Genomic DNA, 16102 nt, shown 5'->3' with positions numbered 1-16102 from the left:
TATGCAGAGGAAACAGCCAGATGTTGTGCAGCAATTCGGGGAGTACCTGCAAAATTCGACCGCCGAGTTTGCTGATATACAACCTGTGAAAGACGCCGAAGCAAAACTGCACAACCTCCTGAATGACAGTCACAAAGCCAAAGCCTTTCGGGCAATCGGGCAGGCTGGCACAGGCTCGCTGATCGCATTTTGGAAGGATAACAAGGCAACAGATTTCAAACGAGCGCCGGTAGTTTGGCTGAGCAGCGAAGGCTTTCCAAACAGCGTTTTTGCGTCGTCTTTTGAGGAATATTTATCCCTGTTGCCTTATGGCACGGGCTTTATTTATGATGTGCTTAGCAATTACTATTTTCACAAACAAAGTCCACAGCTTCAGCCAGCGCCCCAAGAAAAATTCACCGCCGCAAAAATCAAATCCTATTTAAAGCAAAATATAAGTCAGTATAAAGGCCACGCCGAATTTCTGACTTGGCTGAAGGATGAGGCCACCGTTACAGTGGCGAGTGCCCCGTTAGACGTCATTGAAAAGGCTATCCAACATCACCCCGATCTGGCTGCTTGGCTTAAGCATTAAGGTAAAGTACCCATCGGTTGGCAGCGCCCGTATTCATGACCAATACTCCTAATCTCTCCACGGCTGTTCGTTACCTCCGGGCAGTGCTTGAGGGGCGTTTGCAAGTGTATACCGGCCAGGCGAAAGAGGTAGAAATAAATGAAATCGCGTACCTGAAGGATGAGTCGCCTTTTGCGAATTTTATAGTTCAGCACCGCCCTTCGTTTGAGGAATACGTCGTGCTGCTGCTGGCCCTTATTGTGCATATTCGGCCCCATTTTTTCACCCAGCTTATTGCCGAATTTCTGCCCGAAGGCGGCGACCTGCCGGAGTTTGGCGGTGTGCGGCTGGGAAACCACCGCGGGATTCTGCCGACTGGTGAAACGGCGCTTTTTGTACTGGCCGGCGACGACTTAGAGAAGCGATTGGAAATCCAACGGTTGCTCGGCCCTGAACACTGGCTGAGCCAAAAGCATGTTCTTCGCTTAGAAACCACGCGCGAAGGCGAGCCGACGATGAGCGGCCTTCTGATGCTGGACTCCGAAGTGGTAGAACTCTTGACTACGGGCACCGTCAGCGCGCCGCGGTTCAGCATCGAATTTCCGGCTGAGCGCCTGCTGACGGAGATGGAATGGAACGACCTCGTGCTGCTCCCTGGCACGCAGCAGCAGATTCAGGAGATTCAGAACTGGATCACGTACAGTGACACGTTGTTGCAGGACTGGGGCATGCGCAAGCAAATCAAACCCGGTTTTCGGGCGCTTTTTTATGGGCCGCCCGGTACCGGCAAAACTCTGACTGCCAGCTTATTAGGCAAACACACTGATAAAGACGTTTTCCGCATTGATTTGTCGCGTGTGGTGTCCAAATACATCGGTGAAACGGAGAAAAACCTGGCCGGCCTTTTCGATAAGGCGGAGAACAAAAACTGGATCTTGTTTTTTGATGAGGCGGACGCGCTTTTCGGCAAGCGAACCGACATCCGCGATGCTCACGATAAATACGCCAATCAGGAAGTCGCTTACTTATTGCAGCGCATCGAGGGCTACAACGGCTTGGTGATTTTGGCTTCCAACCAGCGCGCCAACATCGACGAGGCGTTTGCGCGCCGCTTCCAAACCATCGTGCATTTTCCGGTGCCCGGCGCCGAAGAACGGTACCGGATCTGGCAGAAAGCCTTGCCGGCGCAGCTCGAAATCGCCGCTGATATCGACTGGCACCAAGTGGCCGCCCGCTACGAACTGACGGGCGCGGGCATCCTGAACGTAGCCCACTACTGCGCCATCGAAGCCCTGGCCGATCGCTCCTGCCGGCTCGATCTACATCGCTTGAAAAGCGGCATCCTGCGGGAATATTCCAAAGAAGGCAAGGTTATATAAGTATCTAATTATCAATTATTTATATAAAAATACCTCTATACCTCATCCTCGCTGCTGACGAAAGGTGGGAGCCAAATGGTAAACTCCGTAAACTCGCCTTCCTTACTTTCCACCGTGAGGGTGCCGCCGTGGCTTTTCGTGATGATGTCGTAGCTGAGCGAGAGGCCCAGGCCGGTGCCTTCGCCCGGCGGCTTGGTCGTGAAAAACGGCTGGAAAATCTTGGCCCGCACGGCTGGCGGAATGCCCATGCCGTTGTCGCGCACCCGAATGACCACGTCGTCGTTGGGATGCCGCTCGGTGGTGACGATGACTTCGGGGCGGTAGTCTGGCTGGCCCAGCTTTTGCCGCTGGTGCACAGCGTAGAAGGCGTTGTTGAACAGATTCAGCAGCACCCGGCCCATGTCTTGCGGAACCACTTCAGGCCGGCCGAGGTGCTCATCGAAGTGAGTGGTCAGGGTGGCGTTGAAGGTCTTGTCTTTGGCGCGCAGGCCGTGGTAGGAAAGGCGCAAGTACTCGTCGCAAACGGCGTTGAGGTCGGTGGGCTGGCGGGCACCGCCGGTCGCGCGCGAGTGTTCGAGCATGCCCTTGACGATGCTATCGGCCCGGTGCCCGTGGTAGGTTACTTTATCTAGGTTTTGCGTCAGCTCGTCCACCAACTCGTCGGCAAGCTTTTTTTCTTCCTCGGGCAGTGCCGGCAGCGGTCCTTCTTTCAATTCCGTCAACAGTTCCACTGCTACCTCGGCAAAGTTGTTGACGAAGTTCAAGGGGTTCTGAATTTCGTGGGCAATGCCGGCCGCCAGCTCGCCCAACGACGCCATTTTCTCGCTCTGAATTAGTTGATGCTGAGCCGTTTGTAAATTGGTAAGTGTGCGCTGCAAAGCGGCCGTGCGCTGCTGCACCTGCAACTCCAGCGTTTCGTTTTGCTGCGCCAGTAACTCTTGTTTTTCCTGCTGCTGGGCCATGGTCTGGGCCGAGAGCCGCCGCACCTGCACCAGCTTAATGGCGAGTAGCCGGCTATCCAGGGCAAAGCGGCGGGCCAGAAACATGGAAATGGCCAGCACCGGACTTAAAAAAGCCGGAAACGTAAGCAGCGTCCGGAGCGGAATGGACAGGATCTCGATGTGCAGCAGATCTTCATGGAAAGTGGCCATAAACCCAAATATCACCAGGAGCGTGAGGGCAATGCCAAACCCGGTGGCGATGATGCCGGCGGCCCGTTTGGTTTGGCGCAACGCGCTCAGTGTCAGGCGTAACTGCTCGGCCGTTACGAGCACCATAAACGCTACCGTCGGGTACCAGCTTAGGCCCGGAGCAAACGTCAGGAGCACCATGCTCACCCCGTTGAGGACCCATAAGGCGTAATAAATCGCGCCGATCCGTACATTAAACAAGCTGTAGAGCGCCCGCACGACCAGCACGCTCCCGGTCTGGAGTGTGAGGTAGGACAGGATATCCATGCCCAGGCGCAGATCGAGCCACCGTACTTCGTCGAGGAAGCCGGTACAGCAAAAGCTGCACGCCTCGGCCAGGGTGTAGAGGGCAAAGTAGTAGTTGGCGCGCTGCTTGGGGTTGTAGGAATAGAAAGCCAGATGCAACATCCCCAGCAGTACAAAGGCCCCAAACAGCAGCATGTCGGAGGTTTTGTAGGTGGCTTCCTGCTGCATGTCTTGCACCAGCTGGGGTAGCCCATCGAGGCGCGCCTGAAAGAAAACGGGCGCAAAAAACTCGCTAAACATGGCAAATTGCTTCCAATTGGCAAAGCGCACGGCCAGCACCTGTTCGGCCTGATTCGCAATCGGCAGTTCGATGGGCTCGCCGTCAGGCCAATAGGGTTTTACCTTCGCTGGATCGGTGCTGACGACGCCGTAGCGGCGCAACAAGCGCCCATTGAAATACACTTCCGTGGCCGCGTACTGAAACACGCCCAGCACCACGGCCCGCTGCCGAATGCCCGGCCCCAGCCGAAACCGCAGCCGCAGCCAGCCCACGCCCGCCTGCTGCACCTGCGGCAACCGGCGCAGGCCCAGGGTCGGGTTGAGGGGCTCCCACTGCCGGTCGTCGGCGGCGGGTCGGGCCCAGGCGGGGTTGTCGCCGGGGTGAAATTTCCAGCCTTTGTCCAGCACAATGCCGGTGGCCGGCATCTCCGCAAAAGTCACTACCGAACTGGTATCGGGTTGGGCCGCCTGCACGTGGGCAGTGCCGCCAAGCAACACGAGCAAAAGAACTTGTAGGAGCCGCCAGAAACGGCCAACCGGCAATCGCGCCTTCGGCGCAGCGAGGAACTCAATACGGCACAAGCAGTCAGCCCGACTCATAGTTTCGTTATAGTCTTACACTCCTCTCCGGTCGCTGTCCCAAGTGCAGGTTGCGCCAGCGTAGCCGGCTTGCTTTCGGTTCTATGCGGCCGAACACAGTACCCTTGCTATGAATATAGTGTTATTATATATGCATTTATTACAAATAATACTTATACTTAGCTACTTAGGGGCAAACTCTGACCTCCGCCAGCACGGAGGACAAGTACTGCGTTATTCCGGTGGCGTTCGTCACTCCGTTATCCTGGCCAGTCAATCGTGTTATGCTTGCACCCCGCGCCTATGCTAACCACAGTGCACCTTCCGGCCTCTGGGCCAAACTAGTTCACCCTTTCAAGATCGCGTGGCACCGCCTCATCAACATCGGGGTGCAGCCTTCACTCACGGTCTGGCAAAAGAAGCGAGTGCATCTGCTCAACGGCATCTGCTGCATTACCATCGCCATTTATGCCGGTTACGTGCTTATTTTCTTCAACTCACCCGACTGGCTCACGTTCCGGATTTGCCTCTGCGGGCTGGTGCTCAATCTGCCGCCTCTGGTCTTTAATTATTACCGGCGCTACGATGCTTCGGCTTATTATAGCATCTTGAGCGTCACGGGGTTATGTTCTTTCATCGCCATTGCCCGAAAATACGACGGCGTCGAGTATTATTTGATTTCCAACAGCATTGTAGCGATGCTGTTCTTTCGCAATTTCTGGAAAATAGCCTTTCTGTTTTCCGTGAACGTGGCAGCCTATTTTGCCGTGCGCCACGCCATGACGTTTATCAAGCCGTTTCTTTACGTGGCCGACAGCGCATACTTCTACAACGTGAATGTGCTGCTGTTTTTCATGACGCTGTTTTTTGTGGTCTACTACTTCCGTTCCGAGAATCTGGGGCAGGAAGCGCTACTGATGCGGCAAAATGAGTCGCTGGCGTTTTCGCTGGAAGAGCTACAGGCGACGCAGGCGCAACTGATCCAGCAGGAAAAGCTGGCGTCGCTGGGCGCCCTCACCGCAGGCATTGCCCACGAGATCCAGAACCCGCTCAACTTCGTCGACAACTTTGCCGAAGTGGGCGTGGAACTGGTAGAGGAGCTGCGGCAGGAGTTGGCCCATGAACAGCTGTCGGAAAAAGGCCGCGAAGCCGTGACGTTTCTGCTCAACGACCTAACCCAGACGCAAAAGAAAGTCAACGAGCACGCCGACCGGGCCGGCAGCATTGTCAAGAGCATGCTGCTGCATTCGCGCACCAGCGGCGGCGAGCGGCACGCCACCGACCTCAACGCCCTCTGCGACGAGTATCTGCGCCTCTCTTACCACGGCCTGCGCGCCAAATACCCCGATTTCAACGCGTCGCTGATTACTGATTTCAACACGCATCTGGAGCCGCTGAAAGTGGTATCGGAGGATATTGGGCGCGTGCTGCTGAACTTGTTTAACAATGCCTTTTACGCCGTTCGGAAAAAGGCCCTGAGCCTCCCCGCCGGCACGTTGTTCAAGCCGGTGGTTTCGGTGAGTACGCAGCGCGCGCCGGATGGCGTAATCATCCGGGTGCGCGACGACGGCACGGGCATTCCGGCCGATATCGTCGACAAAATCTTTCATCCGTTTTTCACCACCAAGCCGCCAGGCGAAGGCACGGGCCTGGGCCTCTCGCTCAGCTACGACATCATCACCAAAGGCCACGGCGGCACGCTCACCGTCGAGAGCCAGGAAGGCGAGTACACCGAGTTTGCCGTCTGGCTCCCGACCGAGCCCTAACTCTCCGTGGGCCAGCGCTACAGCGTAATCATGCCCCCATCGACAATGAGCTCGGCACCCAACACAAACGACGAATCGTCGGAGGCGAAGAACAGAGCGGCCCTGGCAATTTCTTCGGGCGTGCCGTAGCGGCCCAGTGGCACCTGCTTCACCGTGCTTTCGTCCATTTGCCGAAGCTGCTCGGCCGAGATGCCCAGCTTGGCCGCGCTGTGCAGCGGTGTAGCTACCGGGCCAGGACTGATGGCGTTGACGCGAATGCGGCGGGGCAGCAACTCGGCCGACAGATTGCGCGAGAGCGAGAGCAACGCGGCTTTTGACGCCGCGTAGAGGCTGGCATTGGCCACGCCCATGTGGGCGTTTACGGAGGTATTGAGAATGATCGAGCTGCCGTCGCGTAGCAGCGGCAAGAGCGCCTGAATGGTGAAATAAGCGCCCTTGAAATTGGGGGTCATGCTCTCGTCGAAGATGGCTTCCGTCACGTCCGCGATGGGCGTGAATTTGGCGATGCCGGCATTGATAAATAGAATGTCGATCTGCGGGAAATGCGCTGCTACCGCTTGCGGAAGCGCACGAATGTCGGAGAGGCTGCCGGTGTCGGAAACGATACCATAGCCGCGCTCCCCGAGTTCGGCCGCCACTTTCGCCACCGACTCCTGCGTGCGCCCGGTTACGAGTACGCTTGCGCCTTGCGCCACAAATTCGTGCGCCGTGGCCAAGCCAATGCCGCTCGTGCCGCCAGTAATTACGGCTACTTTATTGTCGAGTCGATTCATGATCGGTTGGGCGCTGAATTTGGTGAGCACTCCGGGCGATGCCTACAGCACCGCCCTCCCGATGCAATATACAACCATTTGATTATCAATAACTTACAAAATAATGGCTTATCATCTGTTTAGGCACCGCTGAGCCAGGGCCCGTTCCGCCTTTTAGATCCCCAGCTTCCAGCCTTCACGGTAGTCGCGCTTCACGAAGCGGTTTACGTCGTCGAAGTTGGTCACCTTCATTTGCTTGTTGTCCCATACCAGCTCAATGCCGCGGCCGGGGTAATCCATGCCGGAGCCCGTGGCTTTGGGGCGCTGGATGTCGTAGCCGCGAATGGCGAGGTTGGCCATGAGCAAGGCCTCCGTGAGCGGGCCAGCCATCTCGAAGGGGGAGCTGACCGCTTTGTTGCCGTAGCCGGCCAGGCACGCTTCTACCCACTGCGCATAGTGGCCGCCGGCCTGCCCTGGCACACGGGCGATGGTTTGCTTGACGTGGACTTCCTGAGTGCGCGAAACCGGCAGCAGGCGCGGGTCGGCGGAGTAAGTGCTGGCCATCATCTTGCCCTTTTTCCCGACGAACAGAATGCCGTTGCCGCCGTCGCCAAACAGCTCATTGGGGCCCAATTCCTCGGGCCGCTCGGGCTGAATACCGCCGTCCATCCAGTGCAGCGTCACGTCTTGCTTGGTTTTGTTTGTTTTGGGAAAGGTCAGGGTGACGTGACTGGAAGGCGGGCAGCTTTCGGGGAAATAACCGCGCTTAAACTCATCGACGTACACGCTGCCCACGCTGGCCTGTACCGTGGAGGCATATTGCAGATTCAGAACGCGGAAAGGGGCTTCCAGCAGATGGCAGCCCATGTCGCCGAGTGCGCCGGTGCCGTATTCCCACCAGCCGCGCCAGTTGAAGGGCACCAGCTTATCGACGTATTCGCGGTAGGGCGCCGTGCCCAGCCACAGGTCCCAGTCCAGTTCCGGGGGCAGCGCGGCTTTGGTAGTCGGCCACGGAATGCCCTGGGGCCACACGGGGCGGTCGGTCCAGCAATACACGGTGTGCACGTCGCCGATGATCTTGGCGTCGTACCACTCTTGCAGCTGCCGCACCCCATCGTTGGAAGCGCCCTGGTTGCCCATCTGCGTCACGACTTTATACCGCTTGGCGGCTTCAGTCAGCATACGCGCCTCGTAGATGTCGTGCGTGAGCGGCTTTTGCACGTACACGTGCTTGCCCAGCTGCATGGCGGCCAGCGTAATGATGGCGTGGTTGTGATCGGGCGTGGACACCGACACAGCATCGATGTTCTTGGCTTCTTTGTCCAGCATCTGCCGCCAATCCTTGTAGTATTTGGCCTGCGGAAATGCCGCCACCGATTTGGCGGCGCGACGGTCGTCAACGTCGCATAAGTAGCCGATGCGCGCTTTGCCGGTTTTGGCAAACGCAGCCACGTCGCTCTCCCCTTTTCCGCCGACGCCGACGCTGGCGACCACCAATTGGTCGCTGGGCGCGGTGTACCCTTTGCCGCCCAACACGAAGCGCGGCACAATCATGAAGGTGGCCGCAGCTACGGCACTGTGCTTGATAAACTCGCGGCGGGACGGCGAATCCGGGATCTGGCTCATAGAGTATCTGGGAAGATTAGGACGGGACGGGTACGGACGATTGCTTCTGCGCCTGACGGCAGGCAGGCAAAAGGTACGGGATTGTGCGACTTTGTCCTACCCCTAGCGTAACGGAGTAGTTGACATCGTTTATACAGCGCTTTCTTCCCACGCTTCGTTGGTTTTATCCCAGAGGCTGGTGCTGGTGATCGGCAGGGTGAGAACCACCTCGGTGTATTCACTTTCGCGGCTCTCCACGGTGAGCGTACCGCCATAGCCTTTCGTGATGATATCGTAGCTCAAGGACAGGCCCAGCCCAGTCCCCTGTCCGGCGGGCTTGGTGGTGAAAAACGGCTGAAAAGCTTTCTCTATAACTTCTGGGGGCATGCCTACGCCGTTGTCGTGCACCCGCAACTCCACATTCGGCCCGGCACGTTGTGTGCTGACCGTTACTTCCGGATGATATTCCGGTCCCATTTTGGCCGCTTTCTGGTGCACGGCATAGAACGCATTGGCGTAGAGATTCAGCAGCACGCGCCCGATTTCCTGGGGCACGGCCTCTATCGGTTCCAACTCCTTGGCGAAGCGGGTGGTGAGCGTCACGTTGAAATCTTTGTGCTTGGCGCGCTGGCTGTGGTAGGCAAGGCGCAGATGCTCTTCCGCTACCGCATTCAGATCGGTGGGCTGCCGCTCGCCGGCAAAGGGACGCGCGTGTTCGGCCATCCCTTTCACGATGCTCGCGGCCCGACTTCCGTGCTGACTGATTTTATACAGATTCTGCTTCAGGTCGGCCAGCAGTTCGGTTTCCAGAGCTTCGTCGCGTGGAATTTGTTGTTGGGCGTCGGCGAGTTCGCTGACCAACTCCGCCGACAGCTCCGAGAAGTTGGTCACGAAGTTGAGCGGATTCTGGATCTCGTGGGCGATGCCCGCGGTCAGTTCGCCCAATGACGCCATTTTTTCTCGTTGCACCAGTTGCGCCTGCGTAGCTTTGAGCGCACGCTTCTGCTTTTGCAGCCGGACGTTGGTTCGCTGTTTCTCCTGGTTGTTGCGCCACAGCAACACGCTCAGGCCCGCTACTGCCGCCAGAGCCACCAGGGAGCCGACCAAAAGCAGGCGCTGCTGTTCGGCGCGCTGGCGGCTGAGCTGCTGGTTGCGCGTGAGCAGCCGGATCTGCGATTGCTGCTTGTCCAGCTCGTGGTTGTATTGCAGCGCCGCCGTGCGTCGCCGCAGGTCTTGGTTGCTGAGGCTGTCTTTGTAAGCCGTAAACAGCAGCTGGTAGCGGTAAGCGTCGGCAAAGCGACCGAGCCGGGCGCTGGCTTGGGCCAGCACATCGCTGGCCTCCCGGATCACCATCTTGGTCCCGCTGCGTTGGCCGGCAAGCAGGCTGGCTCGTCCGTACACCAGGGCGCTATCGGGGCGGTTGGTGTGCAGGTAGGCCCGCGCCAGAATGATTTGCATATACGGAATGTTGCCCACATCATCCAATTTGCGAAGGCGCTGAAGGGTCCGGAAGCTGACGGCAAACACCTGTTGGTAGTGGCCCAAACGTTCGCTCATCTCCGCGCTCCGCATTTGCCCTAAAGTAGCAAGTCTTTGATTACCAGCCGCTTGCGCAAGCACTACTTGCTGATCGTGGTAGCGTAGCGCTTCGGCCCATTTTCCCTGCAAAGCAGCCAGCCGGCCCAAGCCGTCGATGCAAAACGCGGCTCCTTCTTGGTCGCCTGCTCGCTGGGCCAGCCGAAGGCCGCGCAGCAGGTAGTGCCGGGCCTGTGCGTATTCGCCTACCGTTATGCAAGCAATTCCTAATTGGCTGTGTATCAAAGTCAACCACTTTTGACTGTGCAGCTCTTCGGCCAGGTTCAAACCTTCGAGGCTGTAGGTCATGGCTTGGGCAAACTGGCCTTGTCCGTACACCGTGAAAGACAGATTATACAGGCACCAGATCTGACTCAGCTTATCGCCTAGCTGCCGAAACTGCTGTTGGGCCTGCTTCGTGTAGCGAAAGGCGCGGGCGTAATCGTTGCGAAAGCGGTAGTAGAAGCCCAAGCCCAGCAACGCGTGCGCTTCGCCGGAAGCATACTTTATGTGCCGCGCTAGCGACAATGCTTCCTGATAAGCGGCGAAGCTGCGCTTGGTCGTTTTTTCGCGCTCCGCCAACGCCAGAAGGCGATTTACCCGCCCGGTGTCGGCCTGCGGATGGTCACGCACTGCGGCCAGCACCCGATCGCCGCTTGGTTCCTGCGCCCTCGCCCCGGCGGCCAGCATACTGAGCCAACAGATGAGTAAGAGCATCTTCATGGGGAACACCACCTAAGGTTGCAACCGATTTTTAAGTTATTGATTATAAACAATATATCGGAAAAAGGAAATTTACTTAGCAGTCAGCTCCCTTTCTTTCGCACCTTTTTCTTTCGTCGTCCGGAGCGGAATTATTTTCCCTTAGCCTGCGGCTTATTTCGACCGCAATAAGCTTCCAGATGGGCCTGTAGGCATGATAATTCCAGGATAAGCTCAGCCAGAGATCTTCCCAAAAGAGCCTGTACACAGGAGCATTTTATGCTTGAGCTTAGCAGGAAAATTTCGCCAGCCCCCAGATACTCAACCGAATGCGGCACACAGTTTGTTGCTATATCCTTTGAAAAATCAAATTCAAGGGCTGTATGTTGACTTCGTTCTCTGTTCCTGTGTCGCCTAGCGAGTCTGACCCCATCGTTTTAGATCGGCGCCAGCGTCTGTACTTCGCCAATTCCGTGGGCAGCATCACGGAGCACCCCGACGGTTACGCCATTGTGCGCTACAACGCCGGACCGCGACAACTAGATCATTTACAAGCATTTCTGGCCCACGCCAGCCAACTGTTGCGCAGTCGTAACTGGCACAAAATGCTGGGCGACCAACGCTTGATGTCGCCTTATACCCCCGAAGAGCAAGCCTGGATCGTAGATTACTGGCTCATGCGTCAGCAAACCGAAGGCCGCGCCGTGTACGGTGCCGTAGTCGTTCCCCACGATGTATTTGCCCGCCTTTCGCTCAGCCAGATGATGCACGAAGCCCAAGCCGCCGCCCTAACCTACCGCTTGTTTGACGAAGAAGAAGTGGCCATTGCCTGGTTACGTCAGCTTGACTAGCGCCAGTTTCTTGTTTTGAAATTCTTGATTTAAGTCTCGCGTAGTAAAGTGCGCAAACGGCTCGGGGAGGGCGTAACACATTGAAAACGTGTTACGCCCTCCCCGAGCCGTTTGCGCACTTTGTGGTTTATGGTGCTTCACTCATAATACGTCACTTCCACTACAGAAACCACCCTCAACGTTCGGGAATTCTCTTCTGGCACCTATCTGCTCAAAGTCCAGACTGACTAGGGGGCACAGGTTCGCTAGCGATTCGTGAAGGTAAAACCTTGGCATCTTGATAACGTGGTGCGCTCATTTGAAACTACAGTTTTATAGGAGCAACGGCTATCGTTACTCATATAAGCGATTTGTTATCAAGTAATTACAAACGAGATCAGACGTTCCAATGGAATACCTGATCTCGTTTATGGCTGGCTCCTATCTACGCAATGTAGATTAGAGACTCTTAGGTAGGCCTCGGCAACAGCTACCGCAGCATTTTACCATCATGAGGCTATCCTCTTTATTACAGCAAGGCGCTTTCTCACGCCTCCGTAAATAATAGCTTCTCCTTTGCGCTTCTCATTTACAAGCGGTTTTGGGCGCTAATCAAGATTTTTATTGCGTAATTTTTACGCACTCAATCGCTGGGCCGACGTGCGCCCGATACTTGCGAGAAAGGGCTTCTGGAACCTTGAATCAATGAATTCTGGTATTCAGAGTCATTTTTGATTTTATTCAAAACACTCTAAAAAAGGCAAAAATGCCTCAAGGCTTATCGACTCAGCGCTGGTGCTCTATTCAAAGTATCATTTATTGATGATAAATTATTTCTATTATTGTCAATAGCCGAGTCTTGGCCTGCCGTTCTGCTTACCTGCCCGTTTTCACACCCGACCTGCTGCTTTTATTGTCCTCTAAATCCCACTCATTCTTTACTAGCACATCATGGAAAAAAACACGTACGATGCCATCGTTATCGGTTCTGGCATTTCGGGCGGTATGGCAGCTAAGGAGCTGACCGAGAAAGGATTAAAGACTATAATGCTGGAGCGGGGCCGCAACATTGAGCATATAAAAGATTACGTTAACGCCAACAAAGCGCCTTGGGAATTTCCGCACCGGGGTGGCAAAACTCAGCAGATGATCCAAGATCATCCCGTGCTGAAACGCGATTACACGCTGAACGAGACCAACCTGGATTACTGGGTCAACGAGAAGGAAAGTCCCTACGTGGAGGTCAAGCCGTTCGACTGGTTTCGGGGGTATCACGTGGGCGGCCGCTCGCTGATGTGGGGCCGGCAGTCGTACCGCTGGAGCGACTACGATTTTGAGGCCAACGCCAAGGATGGCATTGCCATTGACTGGCCCATCCGCTACAAGGACTTGGCGCCGTGGTACAGCCACGTCGAGAAGTTTGCTGGCATCAGCGGCAACCGCGACGGCCTGCCGCAACTACCCGACGGCGATTTTATGCCGCCAATGGAAATGAACGTCGTCGAAAAGGACGTAGCGGCCCGCATCAAAGCCCATTTCAAAAACCGACACATGGTGATTGGCCGCACAGCCAACATCACGCGGGCACACAACAACCGCGTCAGCTGTCAATACCGCAACAAGTGCTGGCTGGGCTGCCCGTTTGGCGCGTATTTCAGCACGCAATCGGCCTCATTGCCGGCCGCCGTGGCAACCGGAAATTTAACTTTGCGCCCCTTCTCAATCGTTACCAAAATCCTTTATGACAAGGATACCAAGCGAGCCAAGGGCGTAGAAGTGCTGGATGCCGAAACCAACAAAACCTACGAGTACTACGCCAAAGTTATCTTCCTGAATGCCTCTACTCTGAATTCGGCTTGGGTACTAATGAACTCAGCTACAGACGTTTGGCCCGAAGGGCTAGGCAGCAGCAGCGGCGAACTGGGGCACAACCTCATGGACCACCATTTCCGCGCTGGGGCCCATGGCGACGCGGAAGGCTACGAAGACAAATACGTGTACGGACGCCGCGCCAACGGCATTTACGTGCCGCGCTTCCGCAACCTATTCGGCGATAAGCGCGACTACATTCGCGGCTTCGGTTACCAAGGCAGCGCCGGCCGTGAAGGCTGGAGCCGCGAGATTCCGGAAATGAGCATTGGTGGCGAATTCAAGGACGAGCTCTCCGAACCCGGCAAATGGACGATGGGTCTGACGGGTTTTGGCGAAACCCTCCCCTATCACGACAACCGCACCTACCTCGACAAAACCAAGAAAGACAAGTGGGGACTGCCGGTGCTGGCCATCGACGCCACCACCCGCGAAAACGAGCAGAAAATGCGCGTAGACATGATGCAGGACGCGCAGGAAATGCTGGAAAAGGCTGGGCTCAAGAACGTGAAGACCTACAACAACGGCTACGTGCTGGGCGGCGGCATTCACGAAATGGGCACGGCTCGGATGGGCCACGACCCCAAAACGTCGGTGCTGAACAAGCACAACCAAGTGTGGGATGCTCCGAACGTGTACGTCACCGACGGCGCGTGCATGACTTCCGCCGCCTGCCAAAACCCCTCACTGACCTATATGGCTCTCACCGCACGAGCCGTAGATCACGCCGTGGGCGAACTCAAAAAACAGAACATCTAAGCGCTACGGCCATGAACAGAAGAGACGCCCTCGCCCGAGTTGCCATCCTCATGGGCGGCACCGTAATCGGAGCCGACTATTTCCTGAGCAGTTGTTCCTCGCCCACAAAGGAGAAAACGAAGGAAGGCAAGGAGGTCGCCAAAACCTCCGACAAGCCTTTCCTAAATCAGGATCAGGTTCGTTTGATGGATGAAGTAGCCGATACGATTTTACCTACTACGGCGAAGAGCCCCGGCGCCAAAGCGGCGCAGGTGGGCAGCTTTATGGCCGTGATGGTACGCGATTGCTACACGCCCGCCGACCAGAAAATCTTCCTGAACGGCATTACGCAGCTCGACAAAGACTGCAAGAAACAAACCGGCAAAACCTTCCTGGAGTGCACCCCGGCCCAGCGTACCACCTTCCTGACGGCGTTGGACAAAGAGCAAAAGGAGTTCACGGCCAACCAGCGCAAAGACGACCCCAGCCATTATTTCCGGATGATGAAGCAGCTCACGCTGCTTGGTTACTTCACCTCCGAAGTAGGCGCAACCAAAGCGCTGCGCTACCTGCCCGTGCCCGGTCGCTACGACGGTGACGTACCCTACAAAAAAGGCGACAGAGCTTGGGCTACTACTTGATAATCAAGTAGTTATATGAAAGCCTAAATTTATACTTCTGAACCTTACGTCGGGATCTCACCCTCAGGCTCTCAAAGCGCCTGAGGGTGAGGCCAACTACCTGAACGACAAATCTTTACCCTCCCGCCAACCCTATCCCGTATGACCCCAACCATCCGCTTCAAACTGTCCCTGATGATGTTCCTGGAGTTTTTCATCTGGGGCGCCTGGTTCGTGACAGTGGGGACGTACCTGCTGCACAACCTCCACACGACGGGCACGCAGGTGGGCGCCGCGTTTCTCACGCAATCGATTGGGGCCATCATCGCGCCCTTCGTCATTGGGCTGATCGCGGATCGTTTCTTCTCGGCGCAGAAGATATTGGGAGTCTTGCACTTAGCGGGTGCGGCTTTGCTGTGGCGGGCTTCGATGGCTGCCGATTTCAGCAGCTTCTACCCCAGCATCCTGACGTACATGATCCTCTACATGCCCACGCTGGCGCTGGTAAACTCCATCTCCTTCCGGCAGATGCAAAACCCGCAGAAGGAGTTTGCTATGATTCGGGTGCTGGGCACGCTGGGCTGGATTATCGCGGGTATTACGATCGGCTGGCTCAACTGGGAACAGACTGACAATCTTGGGCTTACGTTCAAGATGGCGGCCGGCGCTTCGCTGCTGCTGGGCTTATTTAGCTTCACCCTGCCTCCTACTCCCCCGGTCAAGAAGGAAGGGAAAAGCAGCATCGGCGATTTGCTGGGCCTGGAAGCCATCGGACTGCTCAAGAACCGCTCGTACCTGATCTTTTTTCTGGCGTCGGTGGCCATCTGCGTGCCCCTGTCCTTTTACTACGGCTTCACCAACCCCTTCCTGAACGAAGTAGGCATGAAATCGGCGGCCGGCGTGCAGAGCCTGGGGCAGGTTTCGGAAGTGCTGTTCATGCTCCTGATCCCAGTGTTTTTCAGCCGATTAGGTGTTAAGAAAATGCTGGCCATCGGGATGTTGGCTTGGGTAATTCGGTATGCTTTCTTTGCTTACGGCAACGGCGAAAGCGCCTACTGGATGCTGATTGCGGGCATTGTACTGCACGGCATCTGCTACGATTTCTTCTTCGTAACCGGCCAGATTTATACCGATAACCTAGCCGGCGAGCAGTCGAAAAGTGCTGCCCAGGGCTTCATCACGCTGGCTACGTACGGCGTGGGCATGCTGATTGGCTCGCTGCTTTCGGGCCAGATCGTGGACGCCCATAAAGTTGCCAACGACCTGCACGACTGGCGTACCATCTGGCTCATCCCGGCTGGCATTGCGGCGGCGGTTCTGCTCGTGTTTATCCTACTGTTTAAGGACCGTAACGCACCCGTATCATCCGAAGATATAAGCTACGCGGAGGCCAATGCCCGCCTCGAAGTGTAAGGCTAA

General features: G+C 56.3%; 11 protein-coding genes. 7 read left to right on the top strand and 4 right to left on the bottom strand.

Annotation, left to right across the window (positions count from 1 at the left end; all coding sequences use genetic code 11):
• Nucleotide 1: 1 nt before the first annotated feature.
• Nucleotides 2-574: a hypothetical protein gene (locus FHG12_RS16455; RefSeq protein WP_139516763.1), complete on the top strand. Its 573-nt coding sequence runs from the start codon at nucleotides 2-4 to the stop codon at nucleotides 572-574.
• Between the two features lie 35 nt (nucleotides 575-609).
• Nucleotides 610-1932, top strand: a complete 1323-nt coding sequence (locus FHG12_RS16450; protein WP_139516762.1) for an ATP-binding protein — start codon at nucleotides 610-612, stop codon at nucleotides 1930-1932.
• Between the two features lie 35 nt (nucleotides 1933-1967).
• On the opposite strand, the gene FHG12_RS21170 is transcribed toward FHG12_RS16450, so the two are convergent.
• Nucleotides 1968-4145, bottom strand: coding sequence for an ATP-binding protein (locus FHG12_RS21170; RefSeq protein ID WP_230471381.1), 2178 nt, complete (start codon nucleotides 4143-4145; stop codon nucleotides 1968-1970).
• Nucleotides 4146-4510: 365 nt separating this feature from the next.
• Between FHG12_RS21170 and FHG12_RS16440 the strand changes: the two genes are divergently transcribed.
• Nucleotides 4511-5992 carry a sensor histidine kinase gene (locus FHG12_RS16440; protein ID WP_139516761.1) on the top strand — a complete coding sequence of 494 codons (1482 nt, stop codon included), beginning with the start codon at nucleotides 4511-4513 and terminating at the stop codon, nucleotides 5990-5992.
• A gap of 17 nt (nucleotides 5993-6009) precedes the next feature.
• On the opposite strand, the gene FHG12_RS16435 is transcribed toward FHG12_RS16440, so the two are convergent.
• From FHG12_RS16435 to FHG12_RS16425, 3 genes are all read right to left on the bottom strand, one after another.
• Entirely contained in the window at nucleotides 6010-6765 is a 756-nt protein-coding gene (locus FHG12_RS16435) for an SDR family oxidoreductase (protein WP_139516760.1), read from the bottom strand.
• Between the two features lie 153 nt (nucleotides 6766-6918).
• Nucleotides 6919-8370 (bottom strand): Gfo/Idh/MocA family protein, encoded by a 1452-nt coding sequence (locus FHG12_RS16430; RefSeq protein WP_139516759.1) that lies wholly within the window; start codon nucleotides 8368-8370, stop codon nucleotides 6919-6921.
• Between the two features lie 129 nt (nucleotides 8371-8499).
• The gene (locus tag FHG12_RS16425) at nucleotides 8500-10641 is read right to left on the bottom strand and encodes an ATP-binding protein (RefSeq protein WP_230471161.1); all 2142 of its coding nucleotides are present in this window, start codon (nucleotides 10639-10641) and stop codon (nucleotides 8500-8502) included.
• Between the two features lie 368 nt (nucleotides 10642-11009).
• Between FHG12_RS16425 and FHG12_RS16420 the strand changes: the two genes are divergently transcribed.
• The 4 genes from FHG12_RS16420 (at nucleotide 11010) to FHG12_RS16405 (ending at nucleotide 16096) form a co-directional block, all read left to right on the top strand.
• Nucleotides 11010-11477 carry a hypothetical protein gene (locus FHG12_RS16420; protein WP_139516757.1) on the top strand — a complete coding sequence of 156 codons (468 nt, stop codon included), beginning with the start codon at nucleotides 11010-11012 and terminating at the stop codon, nucleotides 11475-11477.
• Nucleotides 11478-12407: 930 nt separating this feature from the next.
• Nucleotides 12408-14084: a GMC oxidoreductase gene (locus FHG12_RS16415; RefSeq protein WP_139516756.1), complete on the top strand. Its 1677-nt coding sequence runs from the start codon at nucleotides 12408-12410 to the stop codon at nucleotides 14082-14084.
• 11 nt (nucleotides 14085-14095) lie between these two features.
• Entirely contained in the window at nucleotides 14096-14704 is a 609-nt protein-coding gene (locus FHG12_RS16410; RefSeq protein WP_139516755.1) for a gluconate 2-dehydrogenase subunit 3 family protein, read from the top strand.
• A 141-nt stretch (nucleotides 14705-14845) separates the two neighbouring features.
• The gene (locus FHG12_RS16405; RefSeq protein WP_139516754.1) at nucleotides 14846-16096 is read left to right on the top strand and encodes a nucleoside permease; all 1251 of its coding nucleotides are present in this window, start codon (nucleotides 14846-14848) and stop codon (nucleotides 16094-16096) included.
• The last annotated feature ends 6 nt before the right edge of the window (nucleotides 16097-16102 follow it).

This window comes from Hymenobacter jejuensis (genome assembly GCF_006337165.1).
GTDB classification, from domain to species: domain Bacteria; phylum Bacteroidota; class Bacteroidia; order Cytophagales; family Hymenobacteraceae; genus Hymenobacter; species Hymenobacter jejuensis.
This window is presented reverse-complemented; position numbering and strand designations above follow the sequence as displayed.

Bases quoted from the DNA above. Each gene is read 5' to 3' on its own strand.
- FHG12_RS16455 (WP_139516763.1), top strand. From the start codon at position 2: ATGCAGAGGAAACAGCCAGATGTTGTGCAGCAATTCGGGGAGTACCTG.
- FHG12_RS16450 (WP_139516762.1), top strand. From the start codon at position 610: ATGACCAATACTCCTAATCTCTCCACGGCTGTTCGTTACCTCCGGGCA.
- FHG12_RS16440 (WP_139516761.1), top strand. From the start codon at position 4,511: ATGCTTGCACCCCGCGCCTATGCTAACCACAGTGCACCTTCCGGCCTC.
- FHG12_RS16435 (WP_139516760.1), bottom strand. From the start codon at position 6,765: ATGAATCGACTCGACAATAAAGTAGCCGTAATTACTGGCGGCACGAGC.
- FHG12_RS16430 (WP_139516759.1), bottom strand. From the start codon at position 8,370: ATGAGCCAGATCCCGGATTCGCCGTCCCGCCGCGAGTTTATCAAGCAC.
- FHG12_RS16425 (WP_230471161.1), bottom strand. From the start codon at position 10,641: ATGCTCTTACTCATCTGTTGGCTCAGTATGCTGGCCGCCGGGGCGAGG.
- FHG12_RS16420 (WP_139516757.1), top strand. From the start codon at position 11,010: ATGTTGACTTCGTTCTCTGTTCCTGTGTCGCCTAGCGAGTCTGACCCC.
- FHG12_RS16415 (WP_139516756.1), top strand. From the start codon at position 12,408: ATGGAAAAAAACACGTACGATGCCATCGTTATCGGTTCTGGCATTTCG.
- FHG12_RS16410 (WP_139516755.1), top strand. From the start codon at position 14,096: ATGAACAGAAGAGACGCCCTCGCCCGAGTTGCCATCCTCATGGGCGGC.
- FHG12_RS16405 (WP_139516754.1), top strand. From the start codon at position 14,846: ATGACCCCAACCATCCGCTTCAAACTGTCCCTGATGATGTTCCTGGAG.